Source organism: Saccharothrix longispora (genome assembly GCF_030852425.1).
GTDB classification, from domain to species: domain Bacteria; phylum Actinomycetota; class Actinomycetes; order Mycobacteriales; family Pseudonocardiaceae; genus Actinosynnema; species Actinosynnema longispora.
This window is the reverse complement of record NZ_NSDM01000009.1, coordinates 92,791-119,255: the sequence shown is the minus strand read 5'-3', so window position 1 is coordinate 119,255 and position 26,465 is coordinate 92,791. Positions and strand designations below refer to the sequence as shown.

Sequence of the window (26,465 nt, the reverse complement as noted above, 5' to 3'; positions counted from 1 at the left end):
GTACATCACGACCCGGATCACCGCGGACGGGCGCGACGGGTTCGCCGTCGAACCGGGCCGCTACCGGTTGGTCGCCGCGCGGGCCTGCCCGTGGGCGAACCGGGCGATCATCGTGCGCAGGCTGCTCGGTCTGGAGGACGCGCTCTCGCTCGGCCTGCCCGGCCCCACCCACGACGCCCGCTCGTGGACGTTCGACCTCGACCCCGGCGGCCGGGACCCGGTGCTCGGCATCGAACGCCTCCAGGAGGCGTACTTCGCGCGCGACCCCGAGTACCCGCGCGGCATCACCGTGCCCGCCCTCGTGGACACCACGACCGGCGCGGTGGTCACCAACGACTTCGCGCAGATCACCCTGGACCTGTCCACCGAGTGGCGCGAGCACCACCGGGAGGGCGCGCCCGACCTGCTGCCCGCCGAGCACCGCGAGGAGTTGGACGCGGTGGTGCGGCGGGTGTTCACCGAGGTGAACAACGGCGTCTACCGGTGCGGTTTCGCGGGCGGCCAGGAGGCCTACGACGACGCGTACGGCCGGTTGTGGACGGCGCTGGACTGGCTGGAGGAGCGGCTGGCCGACCGGCGCTACCTGGTCGGCGACACCATCACCGAGGCCGACGTGCGGCTGTTCACCACGCTCGTCCGCTTCGACCCGGTCTACCACGGGCACTTCAAGTGCAACCGGAACAAGCTCGCCGAGATGCCCAACCTGTGGGGCTACGCGCGGGACCTGTTCCAGACGCCGGGCTTCGGCGACACGGTCGACTTCGACCAGATCAAGAAGCACTACTACGTGGTGCACCAGGACATCAACCCCTCGGGGATCGTGCCGAGGGGGCCGGAGCTGTCGGGCTGGGTCACGCCGCACGGCCGCGAGGCGCTGGGCGGCAGGCCGTTCGGCGACGGCACCCCGCCGGGCCCGGTGCGCGAGGGTGAGCGCGTCGACCCCGACCACACGCCGCTGCGCGCCTGAGAGCGGTCACCCGGCGGTGGCGGCGAGGGTGCGCAGGGCCTCGTAGGAGTGCTGTACGAACGTGCCGCGCACGGTCGCGCCCGCGTTGGTCAGGGTGGCCAGCGCGGTGCGCCGCTGCGGGCTGAACCCGGCGAACGCGGTGAACCCGCGCGTGGCCCCCGAGTGGAACACCAGGTCGTGGCCCGGTCGGCGGCGCAGGTTCCACACGAGGCACAGGTGGTCGGTCCCGGACAGGGCGACGCGGGGCGTGGCGACGTCGACCGCCGCGGCGGTGCGTCGGTCGAGCAGCGCGGTCAGGTAGGCGAGCAGGTCCCGCGCCGACGAGCGCAGCGCACCCGCGGCGGCCATGCCGGGCATCTCCCACGGCGGGCGCGGGCGGCCCCGCAGGTGGCCCGTCGCCTGCGGGGTGGTGGCGAAGCCGGTGTCGCGCAGGCCGAGCGGGCGGCACACGCGCTCGGCGAGCAGGTCCTCGTACGGGCGGCCCGCGGCGGCGGCCAGGGCCAGGCCCAGCACGGCGCCCCCGAAGTTGGAGTAGCGCACGCGGTGGTCGCGCCGGACGCGGGTGCGCCGCAGCGCCGCCGCCATCTCCTCCGGGCCGAAGTCGCGGTACGGGTTGGTGCGCCACGCGGGCACGGCGGCGCGCAACAGCCCCGGGGGGAGCCTGGGCAGGCCCGAGGTGTGCGTGGCCAGCCCTTCCAGGGTCACCCCCTCCCCCAGTGCCGTCGCCAGGTGCCGGTCCACGGGGTCGTCGTGCCGCACCTCCCCGCGGGCCACCGCGTCGGCCAGCAGCAGCGCGGTGAACGTCTTGGTGAGCGACCCGACCTCGAAGCGGGTGCCCGCCGTGGCCGGTTCGCCCGGCGCCGCGTCGCCCGCGACCAGCAGCACCTCGTGGTCGCCCTGCCGGGCGGCGACGGCCACCGCCGAGGTCGCCGGGTCGAGCAGCGGGGTCAGCACGTCGACCCCGACCGCCGTCACGGGGCCCCGCCGAGCAGGCGCGACAGGGCGACGGTGCCGGCCACGACGGCGACGACGGCGGTGTGCTGGTGGTTGAGGAAGCGCAGGCGCGCGTCCCCGACCACCGGTTCGCCGTCACGGGGCATCAGGCCGTCCTCGTGCTGCGCGGCGGCGAACGGCTCCCACTCGGCGGCCACCACGCGCGGCTCGGGCAGGGACGCGCTCACGATGAGCAGTTCGCCGACCAGGTCCCACTGCCGGGCCTCGGTCCACACGTCGATCCACACCGGCAGCCACTCGGCGAGGTAGCGGGCCACGTCGGGCGGCAGGCCGTCCGGGCGGGCGCCCCAGTCCGTGACGTGGAAGGCGGTGTGGGTGGCCTGGTAGGCGGTGTACCAGTCGATGGCCCACGGAGGGGGCGTGCGGCCGAGCCAGGTGGCGCGGGTGAGGGCGGCCCAGTCGTCGTCCCGGGGGATGCCGACGACGCGGTGGGCGTTGGCCACGGCGAGCCGCCGGTTGGGCAGGACCTCGGTCATCGAGTCGGCCGCCGAGGTGTGCGCGAGCACCGCGTCCAGCCCGGCGTGCCGGTGGCCGGCGCGGGCGAACGGCGCGTAGATCTCCAGCGGGTCGGTGAGCAGCGCGTGCCGGAGCTGGCGCTCGTAGAGCAGGTCCCCGTGGCGCATCTGCCCCCAGGCGAAGTCGAGCACCTCCCGGGCGTGCCGCAGCTGCGTGCTGCCGGCGACGCCCTCGCGCAGCACGAGCGAGGTCGCCAGGGCCACCTCGCACAGGGGTTTGTAGACGCCGTCGGGGTCGTTGAGGTCGGCGGTGGCGCTGTCGGTGAAGGCGCCGAACCCGCGGTTCTCGTGCAGCCAGGCCAGCGCCCGGGCCGCGACGTCGTGGACCAGCGCGGTCGTCGTCAACGGCCCACCGCCCCGAGGACGCGGCCGGCGACGGTCAGGTCGAGCAGCAGCCGCGCGTCGGCGCCCGCGTGCAGCCCGAGGTGCTCCAGCAGCAGCGGGGCGTCGAGCGGGACCCGGTCCGCGAGCAGCGCCACCCAGCGGGCCAGTCTGGCCGCGGTGGTGTGGTCCCGGCGCAGGAGGGCGCGGGTGGCGCCCCTGGCCAGGGCGAGCGGCTCGGCGGCCACCGCGTCGTGCACCGGGCCGCCCAGACCCGGCAGGGCCAGTGACGACAGCTGGGCGACGGCCACCGACCAGCGCGACCAGTCCCCGGGGTCGCCGAGCACGGCGGCGGCGTCGCCGGGCGGCCTGCCCAGGCGCGTCGCGGCCAGCCGGGTGGTCGCCCAGTCGCGCCACGCCTCGGGGGTGCCGGGCGGCGCGGACCGGGCGGAGGTGAGCCGGGCCAGCAGCTCGACCGTGCCCCAGTCCCGCCACGCCAGCACGCGCTGCTGGTGCGTCACCGGTTGGAGGACGGCGGGGAACGCCTCGAAGGCGTCGGCGACGGCGCCGGCGTCGCGCACGTCCAAGGGGCGATCGGACAGCAGGTTCGGGGCGAAGACGTCGGCTCCCACGAGGCGCACGGCCCCCAGGCCGGCCACGACGTCGGAGCACGTGTCGAGGAAGTCGGCGACACCTGTCGGACCGACTTCCCCGAACGCGCCGATGACGTGGCCGGCCAGCGCGGCGGCCGTGTCCACGCAGGACGCACGGCCTACCCGACCTTCAGCGGTCACTACTTCCCCGGTTCCTTCGGCACGCTGGGGGAGGCGACCAGCAGCAGCCCGAGCAGCAGGGCTCCCGCCGCCGACGGCACGGGCAGCGGCGGATCGGTCACCGCGGTCTCCGGCTCGGCCACCGCCGACATCAACTCGGCCACGTCCTCCGGTGTCGCGACCGGACGGACCAACGATCGAACAGCCATCGCGTACCTCCTCGTTCAGCGTCGTTCCGGTTGGATTCCCTGCCCTTCGAGTGCAGCACGCGGAGGTTCACCCCATCGGTTGGAGCTGTCCATCGGCGACGAATACACCCGTCCAGGTGACAGGTGTCCACGGCGGAGACACGAACCCCCCTCGTAGCGGGACGCCCGCGGCGGACGATCCCCACTGCGGGAGGAGATCCCCACTACGCCGAGGAGTGCGCATGTCCCGCTCAACCAGGCTGCTCGCGGCGGTCGCCGCCGCGACGCTGGCCCTGTCCGGCACGGCGGTCGCGCAGGTCGCCGACCCCGCCGTCGTGTTCTTCAGCCCCAGCACCCGGGTCGGGCTGGAGGTCGGCGTGCCCGTCCTCGTCACCGGCGCCACGGTCACCCCGGACACCGCCTCGGTCGTGGCCACCGAACTGACGTTCGACGGCGGCGCCACCTGGGTCCGGGCGACGCCGGTGCGGGTGCTCGGCGGCCTCCGCGTCGACTGGACGTACCTGTGGACGCCGGAGGCCGTCACCGACGCGGTGGTCGCCGGGCGCGCGGTCACCGCGGCGGGACCCGGCGCGGCGGGCGAGACGCTGGTGCTGCACGTCGGCGGCGAGACCGTGCCGCAGCCGGTGGACTGCGCCGTGCGCTGCGAGATGTACACGCCGTACGCGGCGGAGGTCCAGGACCACGACACCCTGCCGGTCGAGGTGGGGATCAGGGTCCGGGTCGACCGGCCCGGCCTGGTCCTGGGCGCCTCGCTGGGCCGGGGCGCCTACCGCGGGCCGATCCTGCTGCGCCTGTGGTCGGACGGCGTGCTGCTGGCCGAGCAGCCGTGGGACCACCCGGGCCGGATGGCCGAGATCGACTTCGCGACCCCGGTGCCGGTCGTGCCCGGTCAGGACTACGTGGTGTCGTACTACACGCCGCAGGGCGGGTACCTGGTGGCCGAGGACCACCTCACCGGGACGGTCGTGGACGCGCCGTTCACCGCGCCGCACGACGGCGTCCACGGCGCCGGCGTGTACCGCTACGGCGTGGGCGGCGGCTTCCCGACGGACAGCTACCGCGACAGCCACTACTTCGTGCAGCCGGAGTTCCGCGGCTGACGGGCGCGGGCGGGACCGCGCGGTCCCGCCCTCCCCCGCTCAGCCCTTGATCACCTCGCGCAGCCGGGTCGCGAAGCCCTCCGGGTCGCCGGCGAACCCGACGTGGTCGCCCGGGAACATCGTCGGCGCCACGCCGAGCGCGGCGGCCAGGGCCCGCGACGTGCGGTCGCACAGCTGGCCCGCGGACTCCTCGCCGATGCCGACCACGATCCGGGTCGGCGCGGCGCGCAGCACGTCCGTGTCGGGCACCCACCGGGTGGTCGGGACGAGCATGGCCGAGTGCTGGTAGTCGGCGTCCGCGACGTCCTGCGCGGACCGCTCGCCGCCGACCATGTGCCGGAACACCTCCTCGGGCAGGTCGATGTCCGCGAGCGCGAGGAACTCGCGGAACGCGCCCTCGTGGTCGCCCGCGAGGTGCGTGGCCGCGATGCCCGCGGTCCGCGCCCGCAGCTCCGCGCGCTCGTCGAGCAGCTCGTTCAGCGGCGGCTCGTGGGCGATGACGGTGTCCACGAGGTCCGGGCGGGCCTGCACGAGGGCGAGCGCGCTGACCGCGCCGCCGCTGGAGCCGAGCACGACGGCCGGGCCGGCGTCGACGTGCTCGACGAGCCGGGCGAGGTCGTCGGCGCGCAGCTCCGGCGTGGCGTCGCGGTCCCGGTCGTCCACCGCGCTGCGGTTGATGCCGCGCGGGTCGTGGTGAGCACGGTGTGGTCGGCGGCCAGCAGGTCGGCCAGCGGTTCGAACGACCGGGCGTCCATCGGCGCGCCGACGAGCACGACGAGCGGCCCCGTGCCGCGCAGCTCGTAGTGCAGGGACGCGTCCGGGACGCGCAGGGTGTGGGTGGTGGTCATCCGGTTCCTCCTGGTAGCGGGGGGCGGCAAGCCCGTTCGGGGTACTGGACTCCGTCCGTCGGGCAGAATCGTCGGTCGTGAGCGAAGTTTTTCGGCACCTGCCCCGGAGGACCCCGACGTGGACCTCGCGCGAGGCGGTGACGACGCCGCGTTCACCCGCCTGGTGCGGCCGCTGCGGCGCGAGCTGCACGCGCACTGCTACCGCGTGCTCGGCTCCGCGCACGACGCCGACGACGCCCTCCAGGACGCGCTGCTGCGCGCGTGGCGCGGCTTCTCCCGGTTCGAGGGGCGGAGTTCGCTGCGCACGTGGCTCTACACCGTGGCGACCCACGCCTGCCTGGACGTGGTGGCGAGCCGGGGGCGGCGCGCGCTGCCCGTCGACCTGGGCCCGGCCGCCGAGCGCCTGGTGCTGCCCGACGAGCCGCGCACCGACGTGGCGTGGCTGGGCCCCTACCCGGACCCGGTCGGGCCGGACGGCGCGGTGACGCGGCGCGAGGCGGTGGAGCTGGCGTTCGTGGCGGCGCTCCAGCACCTGCCGGGCAACCAGCGGGCGGCGCTGCTGCTGTTCCACGTCCTGGGGTTCTCGGCGGCCGAGGTCGCCGAGGCCCTCGGCACGACCACGACGTCGGTGAACTCGGCGCTGGCCCGCGCCCGCCGGGTGGTGGCGGAGAAGGCGCCCTCGGTCGGGGAGCAGCGGTCGCTGCACCGCGTCGGCGACGTGCGGCTGCGGGAGGTCGTCACCGGCTTCTGCACGGCGCTGGAGCGCGGTGACGCGGACGCGATGGTCGCGCTGCTCACCGAGGACGTCACCTGGTCGATGCCGCCGCTGCCGCACTGGTACCGGGGCGTGGACGCGGTGATGGACTTCGTCGTCCGGGTCCCGATGACCGGCTGCGGGTCGTGGCGGCACCTGCGGACGAACGCGAACGGGCAACCCGCGGTGGGGTGCTACCTGCGCAGGCCGGGGTCGTCCGGGCCGTACGAGGCGTGGACGGTGAACGTGCTGGGGCTGCGCGGCGACCGGGTCGCGGAGGTGGTGTCGTTCATCGGGCTGGAGCACTTCGCGCTGCTGGGCCTGCCCGTCTCGCTGCCCTGAGCCGGGTCGTCCGCGGCCGGCACGCCCACGATCCGCTCGTACCCGGCCCGGACCTCCGACGAGGACGACCGGTCCTCGTCCGGCGACCGCCGCGACGTCGAGGCGCCACCCGGGCGTCGCGGTCGGCCGCCTCGACGTGCCGGCGCGGCTCGGCCATGGCGTCGTCGTGGCGCACGGGCGGGTGCTATCCGGCCGGCGGCTCCCGGGCAGGACCACACGTGCCGCCGGTCCCGCCGCGTCACCTGCTCCACGGGGGCGAGCGCCCGCCCGAGCAGGCCCTTGGTCACGCGTGCGGGATCGATGCCCAGGAGTTCCACCGTGCCTGTTTTCCGGCGTGACCAGGCACTACGCACCACGACCAGGTGAGCCCGTGATCGCCCGATTGGGCTCTTCGAGTGAATCTTGTGTACGGCGCGTCGCAATGGGAACCCGGCCAGGTGGTTGTGCACCCTGGGGAGGCGGTCGTGCGCGGAGAGTTGGTTGCCTTAGCCGCGGTCCTGGGTCTGGTCGCCGCCGGGTGCGGCGGTGTGGGCGCCTCACCGGGCGACGCGCCCAACGCCCTGGTCACCATGGGGTTCGGCCTGCCCGACGAGCACGCGACGGCGCGCGTGGCGCTGTTCCGCGAGGCCAACCCCGAGGTGGACCTGAGGATCGTCGAGGGCGCGTTCGACGAGCAGCAGTTCCTCTCCGCGGTGGCGGCGGGCGAACCTCCCGACCTCGTCTACGCCGAACGCCGCAAGCTCGGCGGCTACGCCGCGCGCGGCGCGGTGGAGAGCCTGGAGGACTGCGTCCGGGAGCAGGGCGTGGACGTCGGGCAGTTCCGCGAGGCCGCCGTCCGGCAGGTCACCTACCAGGGGCGGGTGTACGGGCTGCCCGACTTCGCCGGCGTCCGCCTGCTCCTGCTCAACAACCCCGTGCTGCGCGAGGCGGGCGTGGACCCGGCGTCCGTGTCCACGGCGGACTGGGACGCGCTGACCGCGCTCACCGACCGGCTCGCGCGCCGGGACGGGCCGAAGCTCCAGCGCATCGGGTTCGACCCGAGGATGCCCGAGTTCCTGCCGATGTGGGCCGCCGCCAACGGCGTGCGGCTGGTCGGCGACGACGGCCTCGACGTCCGGCTGGACGACCCGCGCGTGGTGGAGGCGGTCCGGTTCACCGCGGACCTGGTCGAGCGGCAGGGCGGCTGGGCGTCGTTCAAGGCGTTCCGCGACACGTTCGACCAGTTCGGCGCGGCCAACCAGTACGCGACCGGTCGGCTCGCCGCGATGCCGATGGACTCCTGGTACCTCAACACGCTGGCCGCGAACTCGCCGGAGGCGGACATCGGCGTCGCGCCGTTCACCGACCGGGAGGGCCGGCCGGTGACCGAGCTGGGCGGGCAGGCGTGGGCGATCCCCAAGGGGTCGCGGCACCCCGACGCGGCGTGCCGCTTCATCGCCACGATGACCGCGACGGAGACGTGGGTGACCGCGGCGACGGCCCGCCGCGACGCCCTGGCCGCGGCCGGCAAGCCCTACGGCGGCACGTTCACCGCGAACCGGGCCGCCGACGAGCGGATCTTCCGCGACGTGTTCGACCCGAAGGGGAACCGCATCCTCGAACGCGGGGTGCCCGCCGTGCTGGCGTTGCAGGACGTGGCGTTCGCGGTGCCGCCGAGCCCGGCGGCGAGCGACCTCGTGCGCGCCTGGGAGGGCGCGGTGAACCGGGTGCTCACCGGGGGTCAGGGCCCGGCCGAGGCGATGGCCCAGGCCCAGCGGGAAGCCGAACGCGCGCTCAAGCGCGCGGGCGGGCGGTGACGCGGTGGCCGCGGGATCGGTGACCTCGCGCGAGGCGCGGGCCGGGTGGTTGTTCCTGCTGCCCTGGATCGTCGGCTTCCTGGCGTTCACCGCCGGGCCGATGCTCTACAGCCTGTGGCTGTCGCTCACCCACTACGACATGCTCAAGCCGCCCACCTACGTCGGGCTGGAGAACTACCGCGAGGCGGTCGCCGACGAGCGGGTCGGCACGGCGATGTGGAACACGGTGTTCTTCACCGTCCTGCACGTGCCCGCGCAGATCGCGCTCGCCCTGGGCCTGGCCTCCCTGCTGCGCCGCGCGGGCCGGACGGCCGGGTTCTTCCGCACGATCGTGTACCTGCCGGTGATGACGCCGCCGGTGGCGCTGGCCGCGCTGTTCCTGCTGCTGCTCAACGGGCAGAACGGCGCGGTCAACGAGTTCCTGTCCTGGTTCGGGTTCACCGGGCCGAACTGGACGACCGACCCCGCGTGGATCAAGCCCGGCCTGGTGGTGATGAGCCTGTGGACGGTCGGCAGCACGGCGGTGCTCTACCTGGCGGCGCTCACCCGCGTGCCGCTGGAGCGCTACGAGGCGGCCCGCCTGGACGGCGCGTCCCCGTGGCGGCAGTTCTGGCACGTCACGCTGCCGGGCATCAGCGGCACGGTCTACTTCACGGTGGTGGTGAACACGATCGCCTCGCTCCAGGTGTTCACCGAGGCGTACGCGATGTACTTCGGGGCGCGGGCCAAGCAGTCCGCCGAGGGCGACGCGGCGCTGTTCTACGTCATCCACCTGTTCCAGGAGGCGTTCGGGTCGCTGCGGATGGGCTACGCCTCCGCGCTGGCGTGGTTCCTGTTCGCCGTCATCGCGGTGGTGACGTTCGTGCAGGTGCGGGTGTCGCGCCGGTACGTCCACAACGAGGGTGAGCGGCCGTGAGGCGCGTCGGGGTTCTCGCGGGGCTGCTGGTCGTCACGCCGGCGTTCGGCTACCCGTTCTGGTGGTTGGTGAGCGCGTCGCTCAAGGACCGGGCGCACGTCTTCGACAACGCGCTGCTGCCCCGGCCCTTCTCACCGCAGAACTACGTCGAGGTGTGGCAGGCGGTGCCGCTGACGACGTGGATCGGCAACAGCGTCGCGATCGGGCTGGCCGCCGCCGCGTCGGCCACGGTGGCGAGCGCGCTGGTGGCGTTCGGCTTCGCGATGTTCCGCTTCCCCGGCCGCGACGCGTTGTTCGGCGTCGTGCTGGCGACCATGATGCTGCCCGCCGCGGTCACCATGGTGCCGGTGTACCTGGAGTGGCACGCGCTCGGCCTGGCGACCACGCAGGTGCCGCTGTGGGCGCAGAACCTGTTCGGCTCGGCGTTCTACATCTTCCTGCTGCGCCAGTTCTTCCTCGGCCTGCCGCGCGAGGTGTTCGACGCGGCCAAGGTGGACGGCGCGGGCGCGTGGCGGCTGTTCACCGGCATGGCCCTGCCGCTGGCCCGGCCGGGGCTGATCGTGGTCTTCGTGTTCGAGCTGAAGGCGGCGTGGACCGACCTGGTCAAGCCGCTCATCTACCTGCGCGAGACCGAGCTGTACACGGTGCCGCGCGGGTTGAAGGCCGTGCTGGACCGCTTCGGCGAGGGCGGCGAGGAGCAGTGGGAGCTGGTGCTGGCGGCGAGCACGATCGCGACCGTGCCGATGATCCTGCTGTTCCTGGTGGCGCAGCGGTACTTCGTGCGGGGCACCGTGACGCAGCACGTGGAGCAGTGAGGCGGCCGTCCACCTGGGACACGACGGTCACGACGCGTGGCCGGATGTGCCGGTTGCCTGAGGGGTCACCCGATAAAACGAGATGTTGATTACACCGCGTCAATGCATTGTCCGGACCTCTCGGTCAGCGAGGATGACAGGGTGACCAAGGCACAGAAGATCGCGGCGGCGTGGTCGGTCCTGCCCGCCGCCGATTTGAGCGACGAGGTGAAGCACCTCGTGCAGACGCGCGACGCCGGCGCCCGGGCCATCTGGGCCGCGGTGCGCGAGGACGCCGTGCTCGCCGCCCGCGTGCGCGGGTCGTTGGCGGGCCTCAAGGCCGAGTACCGCGGTCACCGGGACGAGGCCATGTGGTTGCTGTGGGTGAACCAGGTGCAGCAGCAGCTGGCCGTCCCGGCCACCGAGCCGGCGCCCGCGGCCGTGCCCCCGCGGGACGAGGCGCGGGACGACGAGCCGACCGCGGAGATCTCGCTGCCCGCCCCCGCCGCGCCGCGCCGGGCCGTGGCCGCGCCCGCCCTGCTGTTCCAGGAACCGCTGTCCTCCTGACGCGTGACGCCCGCCCCCCATCGGCGCCTGTGCGGCGCCGTCGCGCGCCCTAGGCTCGGCGGTGTTCCCGCGTGGAGGGAGGGCCCGTGGCCGAGGACGTGGCGCGCAAGGTCGACCGCGGTCCCACCGCGGTCGGCTGCCCGGTCCGGCACGACCCGGACGGCGTCTGGCGGATCACCGGTTACGCGGCGGGCCGTGCGTTCCTGCGCGCGGGCGACACCGTGCAGGCCGGGCTGGGCGTGCAGACCGTCGCGAGGATGCCGCCCCGCATCCGCCGCCCCGTGCTGTACCGCGACGGCCCCGAGCACCGCGAGGACCGCAGGCAGACCGCCCGGTTCTTCACGCCCCGCCGCGTCGACGAGACCTACCGGCCGATCATGGAGCGGGTCGCCGACGAGCAGGTCGCGCGGCTGCGCGCCGCGGGCGAGCTGGACCTGTCCGACCTGGCGTTCCGGGTGGCGATCGACGTCACCTCGGCCGTCCTCGGGCTCACCCGGGGCAAGCCCGGCATCCAGGCCCGGCTGGAGCGGTTCTTCCCCGAGAAGTTCGACACGCCGGGCTTCACCAGCCTGACCGGCGTCCGCACGTTCGTCCGGCACCTCACGAGCATGCTGGCGGTCTACTGGGCCGACGTGCGCCCGGCCGTGCGCGACCGCCGCGCCCGCCGGCGCGACGACCTGGTGTCCCACCTGCTCGACGAGGGCTGCACGGCCGGTGACGTGCTCGGCGAGTGCGTGACGTTCGCCGCCGCCGGCATGGTCACCACGCGCGAGTTCATCGTCGTGGCGGCGTGGCACCTGTTCACCGACGACGCCCTGCGCGCGACCTACCTGACCGCCGACGAACCCGGCCGGCTGGCCGTGCTGCACGAGGTGCTGCGGCTGGAACCGGTGATCGGCCAGGTGCGCCGCCGCACGACCGCGCCGGTCACCGTCGCCGGCGTCACCGTGCCGCCGGGCGCGGAGGTGCACGTCCACGTGGACGTCGCCAACCTCGACCCGGCCGTGGTCGGCAACGACCCGCTGTCGCTCCGCCCGGCCCGCCCCCTGGCCGACGGCGGCGCGGCGACCGGCCTGTCGTTCGGCGACGGCGCGCACCGGTGCCCGGGCTCGCACATCGCCGTGCTGGAGACGGACGTCTTCCTGCACCGCCTGTTCGCGGTCGACGGCCTCCGCATGGCCGGCGGGCCGGCCGTGTCGTTCAAGGAGGACATCGCGGGCTACGAGCTGCGCGGCCTGCGGGTCGCGGTGGACCGCTGACGCCGATGGGCCGCTGACGCCGACAAGCCGGCCGACACCGGTCCGGCGGCCGGGCCGGTCAGCGCTGCACGACGGTGGTCAGCTCGGTCAGCCCGCAGATGCGCAGCACCGGCAGCAGCAGGCGGCCGGCCACGATGCGGATCTGCCCGGCGTGCGTGAACAGGGCGTTGAGGGCCGCGCTGTCGAGGTAGGCGACCCCGGTCAGGTCGACGGTGAGCGGGGTGCCCGCCCCGACGCCCTCGGCCAGCGCCCCGGCGAACTCCGCGACGTTGGACAGGTCGATCTCGCCGGTCGCGGTGAGCGTCGGCGTCCCGTCGGCGTCCCGGGAGTTGGTCACGGTCAGATCGGTCATGAGATCCTCGTGTGCATCTCGACGGTGGTGCCGTCGGCACCGTGGTGGATGGCGACGTCCTGCATCAGCGCCCGGATGAGCCGGATGCCCCGCCCCCGGTAGGTGTTCTCGCGGGGCGCCCGCCACCGGCCGCCGTCCGTCACGGTGAGGCGCAGCCCGTCACCGGTGAGGGCCACCCGCAGCCCGACCACGCCGCCGCCGGACACCGGGTAGGCGTGCTCCACGGCGTTCGCGCACGCCTCGCCGGCCGCGATGAGCACGTTCTGCACCTCGTCCTCGGTCAGCTCGCAGCTGCGCAGCCAGGCTCGCAGGGCGTGGCGGACGGGGGCGAGCCGCGCGGTGTCCGCGGGGAAGTCCACCGCCAGCGGCGCGGGGTGGCGGTAGACGAGCAGGGCCACGTCGTCCTCGAACCCGCCGGGCGGGGCCAGGTCGGTCATCAGGCGGGTGGCCAGGTCGTCCACCGGCGCGGTCCGGGCGGCCCGCACGGCGGAGCACACGTCGTCGATGCCGTCGTCCAGGCCTCGGCGGCGGCGCTCGACCAGGCCGTCGGTGTAGAGAACGAGGGTCGATCGTCCCCGCACGACGGTCCGCGCCTCGGTGCGCGGCCGGTCCGGGCACACGGCCAGCGGGACGGACCGGCCGCCCTCGAGCAGGTCGGTGCCGCCGTCGCGGTGCACGAGCACGCCAGGCGGGTGACCGGCCGCCGAGTACACCAGTTCGCCCGTGGCCGGGTCGAGGACCGCGCAGAACACGGTCGTGGACAGCGCGCCGGGCAGCGTCGCGGCGAACACGTCCAGGGCGCTGAGCGCCTGGGCCGGCGCCGGGTCGCGCAGCAGCAGCGCCCGGCACGCGCTGCGCAACTGCCCCATCACGGTGGCCGCCTCCAGGCCGTGGCCGACGCAGTCGCCGACGACGATGCCGATCCGCCCGTCGGGCAGCCCGATCGTGTCGTACCAGTCGCCGCCGACCTTCAGCGGGCGCGTCGCGGGCTCGTAGCGCACCGCGAAGCCCTCGGGCAGGTGCGACGGGCCGAGGATCGCCCGCTGGAGGGCCAGCGCCGTCTCGCGCTGCTGGTCCATCCGGTGCACCCGGCGCAGCCCCTGTGCCAGGTGGCCGGCCAGCAGCGCCAGCAGCGTCCGGTCCTCGGCGGAGCACGGCCGGCTCTCGCCCAGGTCGACCCACAGCACCAGCGCGCCGCCCGGGTGGTCCAGCGCGATGCCGGCCGCCCCGGTGCCGCCGACGGTCAGCGCGGGTCCTGCGCCCAGGTCGAGGATCGCCCGGCGCAGCTCCAGCGGCAGGTCGTCCCAGTCGGCGGGGCCGTCGGAAGCCACCACCTCGGGCGGGTCGGCGGCCACCGCGACCGCCAGGACGCGCCGGGCGCCCCACAGCGACGCCAGCTCCTCCACCGCACCGCGCACCGCCTCGCCCAGGCTGTCCGCCCCGGCCAGGCGCACGCTGAGCGCCGCCAGCGCCAGGTCGCGCTGCACGGCGTAGTGCTGGGCGGTGACGTCGCGGAACGTGCCGACGACCATCTGGCGGCCCGTGTCCGGGTCCTTGACCCGGCTGAACGCGACGGCCACCCACAGCCGGTGGCCGTCGCGGTGGGTCACCGGGATGGTCGCGGTGCCCCGCCCGCCCTCCATCATCCGGTTGACGGCGGCGTCGGCGCGGGCCAGCGCCTCGGTCTCCGCGCCCTCCTCCAGCCACCACGGGTGGGGCGGCGGGTACGGCAGCCCGTCGGGCCCGTAGCCGAGGATGTCGGTGAACGCGGCATTGACCTCGACGACCGCGCCCCGCTCGTCGCAGACGAAGAAGCCCTCCTGCAACGAGTCGATCAACGCCGCGCGCCACGCCGCGTGGTGGTTGCGCAGCCGCGTCAGCTGCACGACCGCCCGCACGCGGGCCAGCAGCTCGGCCGCCGAGAAAGGCTTGACCAGGTAGTCGTCCGCGCCCGCGTCCAAGCCCTCGATGGCCGCCTCCTGCCCGGCGCGGGCGGACAGCAGCAGCACCGGCACACCGGCCGTGCGCGGGTCGGCGCGCAGCGCGGCGACCAGCCCGAGCCCGTCCAGGCGGGGCATCATGACGTCGCTGACCACCAGGTCGGGCGGGGCCGCGCGCACCGCGTCCAGGGCCTCCTCCCCGTCCACCGCGGTGGTGACGCGGTAACCGGGTGCGAGGAGCCTGCGCAGGTAGTCGCGCATGTCGGCGTTGTCGTCGACGACCAGGACGTGGACGGGCGCCTCGTCGCCGCCGGCCGGGGTGTGGTGCAGCACCGCGCCGTCCACCTCGGCCGTCGCGCCCGCCGTGTCGTCGGCGGGCAGCCAGCGCATGGCCTCCTGCACGAACGGCTCGGCCGTGGCGGAGACGACGGCAGGGCCGGCCCGGGGCACCAGGTCGTCGGCGGGCAGGTGCTCCTGGCCGAGCGGCAGCCGGACGGTGAACGTCGTGCCCTCGCCCTCGGCGCCGGTCGCGGCGATGGTGCCGCCGTGCAGGCCGACCAGCTCGCGGACCAGGGCCAGGCCGATGCCGCTGCCCTCGTAGGAGCGGGCGCGGGCGTTGCCGATGCGGTGGAAGCGCTCGAACAGCCGGAGCATCTCCGCCTCGGGGATGCCCACGCCGGTGTCGGCGACGGTCAGCACGGCGTGGTCGCCGTCCTGGCGCAGCGCGACGCGCACCGAGCCCTCGAAGGTGAACTTGAGGGCGTTGCTGAGCAGGTTCAGCACCACCTTCTCCCACAGCTCCCGGTCCACGTGCACCGGGCCGTCCAGCGGGGCGCAGTCCACCTCGAACCGCAGGCCCGCACGTTCCACGGCGGACCGGAAGACGCTGGCCAGCTCGGTGGTGAAGGCGGCCAGGTCGACCGGCTCGTAGTTCGCCCGCATCCGGCCGGCCTCGATGCGGGAGAAGTCGAGCAGGGTGTTGACGAGCTTGCCCAGGCGCAGGCCGTTGCGGTGCACGGCGTCCAGCTCCGCGCGGGCCGGGTCGTCGACGGGCACCCGCTCGCGCATGTCCTGCACCGGGCCCATGATCAGGGTGAGCGGGGTGCGGAACTCGTGGCTGATGTTGGAGAAGAACGCGGTCTTGGCGCGGTCCAGCTCGGCCAGCTCCTCGGCCCGCCGCTGCTGCGCCTCGTAGGCGAGCGCCCCGTTGACCAGGGACGCGGTCTGCCGCGCCACGAGCTGGAGGAACGACTCGTACGACTCGTCCAGCGCTCGCGCGGCACCCGCCGCCAGCACGATCGCACCGACCGGCCCACCCCCCGCGTCGCCCGGCAGCGGCAGCACGACGGCCTCGGTCGGCGGGCTGCGCCAGTCACCGCTCGGCAGGTCGCCCGGCAGGTCGCGCAACACGGCCGGCCTGCCGGTGGCCAGCACCTCCCGGATCGGCCACGGCTGGTCGACGTGCACGCCGGCGGGGCTCGTCGCCACCTGTTCCGGCTCGCCGTCCCGGACGAGGTGCAGCGCGGCGAACGGCACGTCCCGGCTCGACCTGCCCAGCACCCGAGCCACCATGCCGCACGCCTCGACCGCGCTGCGCTCCTTGCCCGCCAGCGCGCCCAGGTCCTGGAGCACGGCGAGCCGCCGTTCGCCGACGACCCGCTCGGTGGTCTCGCTGACGGCGGTGAACACGCCGCGCACCACGCCGTCGTCGTCGTGCAGGGGGCTGTAGGAGTAGGTCCAGTAGGTCTCCTCCCAGTAGCCGTGGCGCGCCATCGACAGCGGGAGGTCCTCCGACCAGGTCGCCTCGCCGGAGTCCATCACGGACCGCAGCATCGGGCCGATGGTGTGCCAGATCTCCGGCCACACCTGCTCGCCCGGCTTGCCCAGGGCGGGGTGCTTGTCCCCGAGCATCGGGCGGTAGGCGTCGTTGTGGAGGAACAGCAGCTCCTCGCCCCACCAGACGATCATCGGGAACCGCGAGGTGAGGCAGATCCGCACGGCGGTGCGCAGGGCGGCGGGCCACGTGCCGGGGTCCGCGCCGTCCGGCCAGCGGTGCGCGCGCATCCGCGCCGCCATCTCGCTGCCGCCCGGGAACAGCAGTTCGGCGTCGTGTGGCTCTCTGTCCGGCACCTCAGCATCTTCCCCGTTCCCGGGGAGATCCACACGGCGAACCGCCGCAGTCTCCACGACGGTGGGCGTCGCAGGAGGACCATGGCCCGCACGTCCTCCTGCGACGAACTGCCGGCGGTCCCGCGACGACCACCGGCGTGCCCACCGGGTGGCCCGCCGGCGCCGAGCCGGAGCGGCGGTACCGGCGGTGGTCGACGCCGCTGTCCGACGACGGGCCGGAGGCCGGCCGAACCGGGTGGTGACGGCTCGGCCGCCGAGCCGGCGCGGGTGGTGGCGTGCCGTCCGGGGGCGCGGGTACGCGGCGAGCGAGGCGGTGACCCGGCGGGTGGCACGCCCACCGCGACCGCGGCGCCGCTCGTCGCTTGCGCCTTCGGGGTGGTGGCGCTGGTCACGACGGCTGTCTCCCGTTGACCTGGCACCCGGCAGCGGTTATGCACGGTTGTGGACGTTGTCGGGAACGAACCCCGGTTCGGGTGGCGGATGCTGGGCGTGTACCTCGCCGCCCAGGTGACGATGGTGCTCGCGTCGGCGGTCGTGCTGCTGCCGTTCTCGACCGGCGATGCCTCCGGGGAGCGGCTGCCGCCGTGGCCGCTGCTGGTGCTGTTGGTCGTGCCGATCTCGCTGGCCGTGGTGGTCGTGGTGGCGGGCACCCGGTGGCTCGGCGCGGGACCGGCGCGCGGTCGGGCGGCGCGCGAGCTGGCCGCCCGGTGGGACTGGCGCGACCTGGGCGTGGGCGCGGCGCTGGGCGCGGGCGGCCTGGTGCTCACCCTGCCCGCGGCGGCGCTGTGGACGCGGTGGGTCGGCGCCGACGAGGCCGGTTCGGCGGTCGGCGACGCGTTCAGCGGGCTGACCTTGGAGCCGACGGCGGCCGTCGTGGCGTTCCTCGCGGTGTGGCTGATCGCGCCGCTGGGCGAGGAGGTGCTGTTCCGGGGCGCGCTGTGGCGGGCGCTGGAGCACTGGGGCTGGAACCGCTGGGTGGTGTTCGCGGTGACCACGCTGGTGTTCTCCCTGGTGCACCTGGAACTGCTGCGCACGCCGTTGCTGGTGGTGCTGTCCATCCCCATCGGCCTGGCCCGGCTGCTGACCGGGAACCTGCTCGCGGGCGTCGTCGCCCACCAGGTCAACAACTTCCTGCCCGCCGTGGCGCTGCTCCTGACCACCACGGGCGTGCTGCCGGCGGCCGGGCTCCCCTGAGCCGTCCGGTCACCCGGGCCGGCGACCCGTGCCGTTCCCCCGCGTGGACGTGACCGCCTCCGGGGCGACGGCACGGACCCCTAAGGGGCTCGTGGGGCCGTACCGGCGGCGGGTAGACACGGACAGCGAACCCGGTCCCGAAAGCCGAACGAGGAGATCACCGTGGCCACACGTCGGCCGACCACCCGCGGCCTGTTCCTCGCCCTCGTGGTGCTCTGCCTGGCGCCGGTCCCGGCCGCGGAGGCGGTGGCGGTGGCGGTGGCGGGACCGAAGTACGCGGTGGCCGGTCTGCACCGGCCGGTCGAACTGCTCGTCGACAAGTGGGGGGTGCCGCACATCTACGCGGCCGACACCGCCGACCTCTTCTTCGCCCAGGGCTTCAACATCGCCCGTGACCGGCTGTTCCAGATCGACACCTGGCGCCGCCGCGGCCTCGGCACGCTCAGCGAGGTGCTCGGGCCGTCCTACGCGGAGCAGGACCGGGCCGCCAGGCTGTTCCTCTACCGCGGCGACATGGACGCCGAGTGGGCGTCCTACGGCCCGGAGGGCAGGCTGGCCGCCACCCGGTTCGCCGAGGGCGTCAACTCGTACGTCGACTGGCTGGCGCGCAACCCCTCCGCGCTCCCGCCGGAGTTCGGCAGGCTCGGCTACCGGCCCGCCCGCTGGCGCCCGCAGGACGTGGTGCGGATCCGCACGCACGCCATCGGGGAGAACCTGATGTGGGAGGTCGCCCGCGCGAAGCTGGTGTGCCTGGCCGGCCCCGGCGCGAGCCGCTACCTGCGTTCCCTCCACCCGGCGCACGAGGCGGCGGTGCCCGCGGGGCTCGACCCGTGCTCGGTGCCGGACGACGTGCTCACGGTGTACAACCTCGCGACCGCCGCCGTGTCCTTCACCGGCGGGGGTGTCCGGACCAAGGACATCGCCGACGCGACCTCCGGCAGCAACGCCTGGGCGATCGGGCCGGGCCGCACCGCGTCGGGCCGGCCCATCCTGGCCAACGACCCGCACCGCGGCGCGGACGCCCTGCCGTCGGGCCGGTACGTCGCGCACCTGTCGGCTCCCGGACTGGACCTCGCCGGCGCGGGCGAGCCGTGGAACCCGGGGATCGCCATCGGGCACAACGGGCGCATCGCTTTCGGCCTGACCAACCTGCCGATCGACCAGACCGACCTCTACGTCTACGAACTCGACCCCGGCGACCACACCCGCTACCGCTACGGCGCCGGCTGGGAGCGGATGACCACGGTCACCGAGACCATCCCGGTGCGCGGCGGCACGCCGGTCGCCGGCGAGCTGTCCTTCACCCGGCACGGCCCGGTCGTCAAGGTCGACGAGGCGGCGCACCGGGCGTTCGCGGTCCGCACGGCGTGGACCCAGCCGGGCAGCGCGGCGTACCTGGGCAGCCTGAACTACCAGCGGGCCGGGAACTTCCACGAGTTCACCGCGGGCATGCGGAAGTGGGGCACGCCCGGCTCGAACCTGACCTACGCCGACGTGCACGGCGACATCGGCTACGTCCCGGCGGGACTGACGCCGCGGCGCACCGGCGCCGGCTACGACGGCCTGCTGCCCGTCCCCGGCGACGGGCGCTACGACTGGAACGGCTTCCACGCGAACAGCGAGCTGCCGGGACAGCACAACCCGGCGTCCGGGTTCTTCGCCTCGGCCAACGACTTCAACATCCCGCCGGGTCACCCGGTGGTGTCCAACTACGAGTGGCAGCTGCCGTACCGCAAGCAGCGCATCGACGAGCTGATCGGGTCCCGCCCGGACGCGACCGTCACCGATTCGCTCGCGCTGCAGAGGGACGAGAAGTCGTCGGTGGCCACGCGGCTCCTCGCGTTCGTGCGGGGCCTGTCCTCGTCGGACCCGGACACCGCGCGGGCGCTGGAGCTGCTCCGCGGCTACGACGGCGTCGCGTCGGTGGACTCGCCGGGAGCCGCGCTGTTCGAGACGTGGATCATGAAGTACCTGCACCGCGCGTGGGCGCACGCGGTGCTGCCGCAAGCCGCGGCGGACGCGCTGGTGCGCACCATCAACCCCGACTTCAGCCTGGTCATCGCCTCCTTCGAGGACCCTGCGGGGTGGCTGGGCCCGGACGGCGCGGCGGTGCGCGACGAGCTGGTCCTGGGCACGCTGCCGGTGGCGTTCCGCGACGTCGCCGGCAAGTTCGGCGCCGACACGTCGACGTGGCGCTGGGGTTCACTGCACCACCAGGAGTTCGCGCACCCGCTGGGCGGCCCGAACGTCGGCCCGACCCCGGTCGGCGGCTCGTACCACACGATCCACCCGTCGTTCTTCCACCCGCTGACCTACCGGCAGGTCATCGGGGCGACGTTCAAGATCGTCCTGGACGTCGGCGACTGGGACGCCTCGGCCGCGATCAACGCCCCCGGGCAGTCCGGCGACCCGCGCAGTCCGCACTACCGCGACCTCAACGCCCTCTGGGCCTCGGGCGGGTCGTTCCCCCTGCTGTACAGCCGGGGCGAGGTCGAGCGGAACCTCGACGTCCGGATCAGGCTGGAGCCGGCCGGGTGACGGGGGGAGTCCGTTCCCCGGCGTGCGGGACCGCCGCCGCGGCCTGGGACAGGCCGGGCACCGCGAGGACGAACGGGGCGATCGCCGCGGCGAGTCACCCGACCCGACGCGGCGATCGCTCCCGGCGGGGTGTCGCGGCCGAACCGGACCCGTCGTCCGGCAGGAGGACCGCGCCGCCGCCCGCACGACGCCGGGCGACCGGGCCGCTGGTCCTCCTGCCACGCCGGCCCCTGCCGGGCCGGTGCCGCGCGCTAGTCCTTCCAGGGCAGCTCGTCGCGCATGCCCTCGTGGATGGCGTAGGCGTTCTTCACCGCCGCCTTCAACGCGCCCTCCACCCACCGGCGGTGGCGGCGGTCGCAGGCGTCGTTGGCGAACCACACCCGGCCCACCGGGCGGACCACGTCCTCGTAGCTGCCCTCGCTCATCTCGAACGCGCGGAACAGCGGGCCGATGCCACAGGCGAACCAGTCGAGCGCCCAGTCCTTGTAGACGCCGAACTCGAACGTGTCCCGCGCCTCCGGGTGGATCTTGACCAGGTCCTCCAGCGCCTGCTGCACGCACTCCTCGCCGGCCAGCGGCGTGTACGGCATGCTGTCCTGCTCCCAGCAGTAGGACGCGATCATCACGCCCTTCTTGTACCGGGTGTCCTGGCCGGCGGGCGGGTAGACGATGTTGCGGATCGCCAGGTCGGTCACCGTCAGGCCGTGCGTGATGCCGTACGAGGTCTCCCACCAGCGCTCGCTGAACTGCATGAACAGCTTGTGCGCGCGGCCGTAGTAGGTGTTGCGGATCGCGTACCACTTGTCCGGGTCGAGGCCTTGGATCTCCATGTGCCGCAGGCTCGCGAACGGCACCGTGACGACCACCTCGTCGGCGACGACGGTGTGCGAGCGGCGACCCGAGCGGTAGTGCACGCGCGCCTCGCCCTCGGCCTGGTCGACCGCGTGCACCTGCGCGCCGAACCGGATGTCGTCCATCAGGTACGGCTCGAACGCGCGCGGCAGCGAGTCGGCCCCGTCCACGATGTACGACAGGTCGCCGAAGACGTCCTCGTAGTAGTGGGAGAACCACTCGACGAGCGAGAAGTGGTAGCGGCCCTCCAGGTTGAACAGCGGGCCGAGCATGGACAGCGCGCCGTCACCGAGGCCGCGCTCCTTGAGGTAACCGAGCAGGGTGTACTTGTCGTAGTCGATGAGGATCTTGTGCCACGCCTTGTCCGGGTCTTCGTTCTCCATGATGTCGACCAGCGGTCGCACGGTGTGCCGCAGCAGCTCGTGGGGCGTCTTGTCCGCCTCGCCCGGGGACAGGTCGAAGTCGAACGAGGAGCCGGTGAAGTCCTTGCGCCGCACGCCCCTGCCCTGGAGGTACACGAACGTGTCCTCGTCGTACATGGGGAACGGTTTCGTGGCGAGCTTGAACTTGTCCCGGATCAGCCACTGCACGAGCGGGTGCTGCTCGGGGAAGCGCATGGCGCCGAACTCGCCGTACATGTCCCCCGCGAAGTCCCGGTGGGTCAGGATGCGCCCGCCCAGCCGGTTCTGCCCCTCCAGGATCGTCACCTGGTGCCCGGCTTCCTTCAGCAGCAGGGCCGCCGTCAACCCGGCCATCCCCGCACCGACCACCACCACCCGCCGTCGCGGCGCCGAGCTCTCCGGCAAGCCGTCCTTGAGCAGGTCGAGCACGTCCAACACCATGACCACACCTCACACCGTCGGTCTGACCGTCCACTGGAGACAGGGGGTGGCCACCCGGTGACGACCGTAGCGCCGGGTGCGACCGCCGGCCAACGCCCTGATGGGGTGGTTCCGGCGAGCGCGGACCGGTGGCCCGTGGGCCGGCGGGTGCGGCCGAACGGGTCGGCGCGTCCCTCGTCCGGGTGTCGGACCGGCCGGGATTGTCGGACCCCGTCGCTAGCGTGCGGGTCATGGCGATCACGGGGGAAGCGGTGGCCGAGGACGAGGCGACGGCCCGGTTGCGGGCGGCGTGCCTGGCGCTGCCGGAGGCGGTCGAGGAACGGGCGTGGCGCGGGACGCGGTGGCGGGTGCGGGGCCGGACGTTCGCGCACGTGCTGGAGGTCGAGGACGGCGACCCGCCGTCGTACGCGCGGGCGGCGGGGACGGACGGGCCGGTGTGCGTGCTGACGTTCCGGGCGGAGGGCGCGGAGCTGGACGCGTTGAGCCACGCGGGGCACCCGTTCTTCACGCCGGCGTGGGCGTCGAACGTGGTGGGCGTCGTGCTGGACGGCGGCGTGGACTGGGAGGAGGTGGTGGAACTGGTGACGGAGAGCTACTGCGCGTCGGCGCCGAAGAAGCTGGTGGACCTGGTCGAACGGCCGTGACGGCGTGGGCGAACTTGCCAGGTCGACCACAAGACATCTAGAGTTCTAGATGTGTCAGTCGACAACGAGCCCGCCCTGATGCGGGCACCCGACGCCACCGGCCGCTTCGGCCGGTTCGGCGGGCGCTACCTGCCCGAGGCCCTCGTGCCCGCCGCGCGGGCGGTGGAGGCGGCGTTCCGCGAGGCGTGGTCCGACGCCGCCTTCACGACCGAGTACCGGCGGCTGCTCGCGACCTACGTGGGCCGGCCGACGCCGGTCACCGAGTGCGCCCGGCTGTCCGAGGTGCTGGGCGTGCGCGTCCTGCTCAAGCGGGAGGACCTCGCGCACACCGGGTCGCACAAGATCAACAATGTGCTGGGCCAGGCGTTGCTGGCCAAGCGGATGGGCAAGCGCAAGCTCATCGCCGAGACCGGCGCCGGGCAGCACGGCGTGGCCTCCGCGACCGCCGCCGCCCTGCTCGGCCTGTCCTGCACGGTCTACATGGGACGCACCGACGCGCGTCGCCAGGAGCTCAACGTCTTCCGCATGGAACTGCTCGGCGCGGAGGTCGTCACGGTCGCCTCGGCCGCCGGCACCGGCACGCTCAAGGAGGCCACCAACGCCGCGCTGCGCGCGTGGGTCGGCGAGACCGAGGACGCCCACTACTGCCTCGGCTCCGCCCTCGGCCCCCACCCGTACCCGTGGATGGTGCGCGAGTTCCAGCGGGTCATCGGCGACGAGGCCCGTGCCCAGTGCGCGGAGCGCCTGCCGGCCGCCGTGCCGGACGTGGTCGTCGCCTGCGTCGGCGGCGGGTCGAACGCGGCGGGCACGTTCGCCGGGTTCGTCGACACCCCGGCCGCGCTCGTCGGCGTCGAGGCGGCCGGCGGCAGCGCCGTCGACAAGGGCGTGCCCGGCGTGCTGCACGGGTTCCGCTCGCACTTCCTCCAGGACGAGGACAGCCAGGTCCTGGAGGCGCACTCGATCTCCGCCGGGCTGGACTACCCCGGCGTGGGGCCGGAGCACGTGCACCTCGCCGAGACCGGCCGCGTCCGGTACACCGGCGTCACCGACCACCAGGCGATGCGGGCGCTGGAGCTGCTCACCCGCACCGAGGGCATCCTGCCCGCCCTGGAGTCGGCGCACGCCCTGGCGTGGGTGGTCGACGCCGCCGCGACCGGCGAGCTGCCCGCCGGGTCCACCGTGCTCGTCACGCTGTCCGGTCGCGGCGACAAGGACGTCCAGCAGATCAGGGAGTACTTCCGATGAGCGTCGCCACAGCCGGCCTGGAGCAGCACCTGAGGGCGGCGGGGCGCCCGCTGCTCGTGCCCTACCTGATGGCCGGGGTGGTGCCGGACTGGCTCGACCTGGTGCGCGGCGTCGTCGACGCCGGGGCGGACGCGGTCGAGATCGGCCTGCCGTTCTCCGACCCGATGCTCGACGGCCCCACCGTGCAGCGGGCGGCGGCCGTCGCGCTCGACCGGGGCGCGCGGCCCAGGCCGCTGCTCGACGAGCTGGCCGGGCTGGACCACGACGTGCCGCTGGTCGTGATGACCTACGCGAACGTGGCCGAGACGCTGGTGCCGTCACGCGGCGTGGCCGGGTTCGTCGACCACCTGGCGGCGGTCGGCGTGCGGGGCGCGATCGTGCCGGACCTGCCGCTGGAGGAGTCCGCCGAGTACCGGGCGCGGGCCGCCGACGCCGGGGTGGCGGCCGTGCTGATGGCCGCGCCGTCGTGCGACGACGACCGGTGCCGCCGGATCGCGTCCGCGTCCGCCGGGTTCGTCTACAGCATGAGCTCGATGCGGACCACCGGCGAGCACGACGACCTGGCCGCCACGGCGGGCGCCCACTCCCGCCGCCTGCGGGCGATGACCGACCTGCCGGTGGTGACCGGTTTCGGCGTCTCCACCACCGAGCACGCGGTGCGGGCGTGCGCCGACGCGGACGGGGTGGTCGTCGGGTCGGCGCTGCTGCGGATGCTGGTCGACGGCGCGCCGGTCGCGGACGTGGTCGACGCGGTGGCCGCGTTCCGCCGGGCGCTATCCTCGGCCCGCCCGGAGGTGGCTCCGGGGGTGTGACGAGTCGGGTGTGACGGGTCGGGAGTGGCGTGGAGCGCAACGACCGCGGGTTCCGGGGCCGCGTGCCCAAGTACCTCGCGATCTACCGGGTGCTGGCGGAGCGCGTCGAGGCCGGGCACTACGAGCCGGGGACGCCGCTGCCCGCGCAGCGGGAGCTGGCCGAGGAGTTCGACGTCTCGCTCATGACGGTCCGGCAGGCGCTCCAGGCCCTGGAGGCGGACGGCCTGCTGGAGACCCGGCACGGCGTGGGCACGTTCGTGCGGCGGCCGTCGTTCTCCTACGGGCTGACCGGTCTGCGCAGCCTGTCCCAGGAGCTGGTGGAACAGGGCATCGAGCTGTCGACGGAAGTGCTGGGCGCCTCGGTCGTCCCCGCGCCCGCCGACGTGGCGGGTCGGTTGGGCCTGCCCGCCGACGCGCCCGTGCTGGCCGTGGAGCGGCTGCGCGGCACGTCCGCCGGCCCGTTGGTGCTCCAGACCTCGTACCTGCCGGCGGCCGTCGGCGCGCGGATCGACGTGGACGCGCTGGGCGGCCGGTCGCTGTACCGGCTGCTGGACGAGCTGGGCACGCCCGTGCGGCGGGCCAGCGAGACCATCCGGGCGGTGGCGCTGACCGACGCCGAGGCCGCGTCGCTGGACCGCTCCCCCGGCTCGCCGGCCCTGTTGAGCTGCCGGCTCAGCCGGGGTGACGACGACGTGCCGCTGGTCGACGACCGGGCGCTGCTGGTGGGCGACGACACCGTGATCACCGCGGAGCGCGCGGTGACGGGGACCGATCTTTCCTACGGGCACGTGACGCGCGGTCCCGAGCGGTAACGTGCCCCGGACACGGGACACGACGTACGGCTCACCGCGACGGCGGCTGCCGCGGGAGGAGCGCGTGGTGCGGTGGATCGGGAAGCTCGTCGCCCAGTGGATGGCCGCCGGGTACCTGTCGTTGCCGGCGGTGTACCTGTGGATGTCGCGGAACGATCCCGACCGGTTGGCGGGGAACGACTTCCTGCTGATCAACGCGTGCGTCGCGCCGGTGGCGGCGGTGTGGGTCGTGCTGCGGCACCGGCGGGTCCGGCTCGGGCCCTGGTGGGCGGCGGCGCGCGTGGTCGTGCTGCTCGCGCTGTCGGGCGCGGTGACGTGGTACGCGATGGACCCGATGCACCTCGGCGTCCACGAGGTGGACCCGTTCCGGATCTCCGCCGTGCTGGCGTTCCTGTGGGTGTGGATCATCGGGTCGCGGCTGCTCGACCGGGCCCTGGGCGCGCCCGGGGCGTCGCGAGGCGGCGGCGCGGTGGTCTGGCGGGGCGAAGCCGACCGGCCGGAGCGCGGCGAGGTCTGGTCCGCCCTGGTGCCGTTCGAGGAGGGGTCGTACGACGAGGCCGGGCAGCGGGCGAAGGACCGACCGTGCGTGGTGGTCAGCACGTTCGCCCGGCACGCGTACGTCCTCAAGGTCACCAGCGTGGACCAGGGCGACCGGCCCGGTTACCTGGCACTGCCCGCCGGCTGGCACCCGTGGTCGGAGAAGGCGAGCTGGATCAAGCTCGAACCGCTGGTCAAGGTGTCCTACCTGGACTTCCGGCAGCACGTGTGCGACGCGCCCGACCTGGCGTGGGCCGCGATCGAGGAGCGGTACCCGCCGGGCGCCACGGCCCAGCGGCACACGCCGAGCGTGAAGCGGCGCGCGGCGCGGCGGACCTCCCCCCGTCCCCGCCGGGGCGCCCGCACCTGATCCCGGCGCGCCCGTCCGGTCC

Annotated in this window: 23 protein-coding genes; 15 read left to right on the top strand and 8 right to left on the bottom strand. The window is 74.4% G+C overall.

The window, feature by feature from the left end:
• The first annotated feature begins 4 nt into the window (after window positions 1-4).
• Entirely contained in the window at window positions 5-967 is a 963-nt protein-coding gene (locus tag CKY47_RS21360; protein WP_306747890.1) for a glutathione S-transferase family protein, read from the top strand.
• A gap of 6 nt (window positions 968-973) precedes the next feature.
• Here CKY47_RS21360 and CKY47_RS21355 read toward each other — a convergent pair whose 3' ends face one another.
• Genes CKY47_RS21355 through CKY47_RS21340 form a run of 4 tightly spaced genes read right to left on the bottom strand, consistent with a single transcriptional unit; the run spans window position 974 to window position 3,799 of the window.
• Window positions 974-1,942, bottom strand: coding sequence for a serine hydrolase domain-containing protein (locus CKY47_RS21355; protein ID WP_306747696.1), 969 nt, complete (start codon window positions 1,940-1,942; stop codon window positions 974-976).
• Window positions 1,939-2,841, bottom strand: a complete 903-nt coding sequence (locus CKY47_RS21350) for a DUF6895 family protein (RefSeq protein WP_306747695.1) — start codon at window positions 2,839-2,841, stop codon at window positions 1,939-1,941. The genes CKY47_RS21355 and CKY47_RS21350 overlap by 4 nt, the downstream gene beginning before the upstream one ends.
• Window positions 2,838-3,575, bottom strand: coding sequence for a hypothetical protein (locus CKY47_RS21345; RefSeq protein ID WP_306747694.1), 738 nt, complete (start codon window positions 3,573-3,575; stop codon window positions 2,838-2,840). The genes CKY47_RS21350 and CKY47_RS21345 overlap by 4 nt, the downstream gene beginning before the upstream one ends.
• A 35-nt stretch (window positions 3,576-3,610) precedes the next feature.
• Window positions 3,611-3,799: a hypothetical protein gene (locus CKY47_RS21340; RefSeq protein ID WP_306747693.1), complete on the bottom strand. Its 189-nt coding sequence runs from the start codon at window positions 3,797-3,799 to the stop codon at window positions 3,611-3,613.
• A 221-nt stretch (window positions 3,800-4,020) separates the two neighbouring features.
• Between CKY47_RS21340 and CKY47_RS21335 the strand changes: the two genes are divergently transcribed.
• Window positions 4,021-4,899 carry a DUF4082 domain-containing protein gene (locus CKY47_RS21335; protein ID WP_306747692.1) on the top strand — a complete coding sequence of 293 codons (879 nt, stop codon included), beginning with the start codon at window positions 4,021-4,023 and terminating at the stop codon, window positions 4,897-4,899.
• 39 nt (window positions 4,900-4,938) lie between these two features.
• Here the strand turns inward: CKY47_RS21335 and CKY47_RS21330 are convergent, their stop codons facing one another.
• Window positions 4,939-5,562, bottom strand: a complete 624-nt coding sequence (locus CKY47_RS21330; protein ID WP_306747691.1) for an alpha/beta fold hydrolase — start codon at window positions 5,560-5,562, stop codon at window positions 4,939-4,941.
• 303 nt (window positions 5,563-5,865) lie between these two features.
• Between CKY47_RS21330 and CKY47_RS21325 the strand changes: the two genes are divergently transcribed.
• The 6 genes from CKY47_RS21325 (at window position 5,866) to CKY47_RS21300 (ending at window position 12,175) form a co-directional block, all read left to right on the top strand.
• Window positions 5,866-6,843, top strand: coding sequence for a sigma-70 family RNA polymerase sigma factor (locus CKY47_RS21325; protein WP_306747690.1), 978 nt, complete (start codon window positions 5,866-5,868; stop codon window positions 6,841-6,843).
• 476 nt (window positions 6,844-7,319) lie between these two features.
• Window positions 7,320-8,639 carry an ABC transporter substrate-binding protein gene (locus CKY47_RS21320; RefSeq protein WP_306747689.1) on the top strand — a complete coding sequence of 440 codons (1,320 nt, stop codon included), beginning with the start codon at window positions 7,320-7,322 and terminating at the stop codon, window positions 8,637-8,639.
• Between the two features lie 4 nt (window positions 8,640-8,643).
• The gene (locus CKY47_RS21315) at window positions 8,644-9,555 is read left to right on the top strand and encodes a carbohydrate ABC transporter permease (RefSeq protein WP_306747688.1); all 912 of its coding nucleotides are present in this window, start codon (window positions 8,644-8,646) and stop codon (window positions 9,553-9,555) included.
• Window positions 9,552-10,370, top strand: a complete 819-nt coding sequence (locus tag CKY47_RS21310) for a carbohydrate ABC transporter permease (protein WP_306747686.1) — start codon at window positions 9,552-9,554, stop codon at window positions 10,368-10,370. The genes CKY47_RS21315 and CKY47_RS21310 overlap by 4 nt, the downstream gene beginning before the upstream one ends.
• A 141-nt stretch (window positions 10,371-10,511) precedes the next feature.
• Window positions 10,512-10,916, top strand: coding sequence for a hypothetical protein (locus CKY47_RS21305; protein WP_306747685.1), 405 nt, complete (start codon window positions 10,512-10,514; stop codon window positions 10,914-10,916).
• An 86-nt stretch (window positions 10,917-11,002) separates the two neighbouring features.
• Window positions 11,003-12,175, top strand: coding sequence for a cytochrome P450 (locus tag CKY47_RS21300; RefSeq protein WP_306747684.1), 1,173 nt, complete (start codon window positions 11,003-11,005; stop codon window positions 12,173-12,175).
• 58 nt (window positions 12,176-12,233) lie between these two features.
• On the opposite strand, the gene CKY47_RS21295 is transcribed toward CKY47_RS21300, so the two are convergent.
• Together CKY47_RS21295 and CKY47_RS21290 are read right to left on the bottom strand one after the other, a co-directional pair.
• Entirely contained in the window at window positions 12,234-12,527 is a 294-nt protein-coding gene (locus CKY47_RS21295; RefSeq protein WP_306747683.1) for an STAS domain-containing protein, read from the bottom strand.
• Complete coding sequence (locus CKY47_RS21290; protein ID WP_306747682.1) at window positions 12,524-16,597, bottom strand: SpoIIE family protein phosphatase; 4,074 nt, start codon at window positions 16,595-16,597, stop codon at window positions 12,524-12,526. Before CKY47_RS21290 ends, CKY47_RS21295 begins: the two co-directional genes overlap by 4 nt.
• Window positions 16,598-17,038: 441 nt before the next feature.
• Between CKY47_RS21290 and CKY47_RS21285 the strand changes: the two genes are divergently transcribed.
• Window positions 17,039-17,791, top strand: a complete 753-nt coding sequence (locus tag CKY47_RS21285) for a CPBP family intramembrane glutamic endopeptidase (protein ID WP_306747681.1) — start codon at window positions 17,039-17,041, stop codon at window positions 17,789-17,791.
• Between the two features lie 162 nt (window positions 17,792-17,953).
• A complete protein-coding gene (locus tag CKY47_RS21280) occupies window positions 17,954-20,329 on the top strand; it encodes a penicillin acylase family protein (RefSeq protein ID WP_306747680.1) in 2,376 nt (791 codons plus the stop codon).
• Window positions 20,330-20,580: 251 nt separating this feature from the next.
• On the opposite strand, the gene CKY47_RS21275 is transcribed toward CKY47_RS21280, so the two are convergent.
• Window positions 20,581-22,023: a flavin monoamine oxidase family protein gene (locus CKY47_RS21275; RefSeq protein WP_306747679.1), complete on the bottom strand. Its 1,443-nt coding sequence runs from the start codon at window positions 22,021-22,023 to the stop codon at window positions 20,581-20,583.
• 230 nt (window positions 22,024-22,253) lie between these two features.
• On the opposite strand from CKY47_RS21275, the gene CKY47_RS21270 reads away from it, so the two are divergent.
• The 5 genes from CKY47_RS21270 to CKY47_RS21250 all read left to right on the top strand — a co-directional run bounded on the left by CKY47_RS21270 (window position 22,254) and on the right by CKY47_RS21250 (window position 26,443).
• Window positions 22,254-22,667, top strand: coding sequence for an MmcQ/YjbR family DNA-binding protein (locus CKY47_RS21270; protein ID WP_306747678.1), 414 nt, complete (start codon window positions 22,254-22,256; stop codon window positions 22,665-22,667).
• A 78-nt stretch (window positions 22,668-22,745) separates the two neighbouring features.
• Window positions 22,746-23,912 carry a tryptophan synthase subunit beta gene (gene trpB, locus CKY47_RS21265; RefSeq protein ID WP_306747889.1) on the top strand — a complete coding sequence of 389 codons (1,167 nt, stop codon included), beginning with the start codon at window positions 22,746-22,748 and terminating at the stop codon, window positions 23,910-23,912.
• Window positions 23,909-24,724: a tryptophan synthase subunit alpha gene (gene trpA / locus CKY47_RS21260; protein ID WP_306747677.1), complete on the top strand. Its 816-nt coding sequence runs from the start codon at window positions 23,909-23,911 to the stop codon at window positions 24,722-24,724. Before trpB ends, trpA begins: the two co-directional genes overlap by 4 nt.
• Window positions 24,725-24,753: 29 nt before the next feature.
• Window positions 24,754-25,536 carry a GntR family transcriptional regulator gene (locus tag CKY47_RS21255; protein WP_306747676.1) on the top strand — a complete coding sequence of 261 codons (783 nt, stop codon included), beginning with the start codon at window positions 24,754-24,756 and terminating at the stop codon, window positions 25,534-25,536.
• A gap of 67 nt (window positions 25,537-25,603) precedes the next feature.
• Entirely contained in the window at window positions 25,604-26,443 is an 840-nt protein-coding gene (locus CKY47_RS21250) for a type II toxin-antitoxin system PemK/MazF family toxin (protein WP_306747675.1), read from the top strand.
• Window positions 26,444-26,465 lie beyond the last annotated feature (22 nt).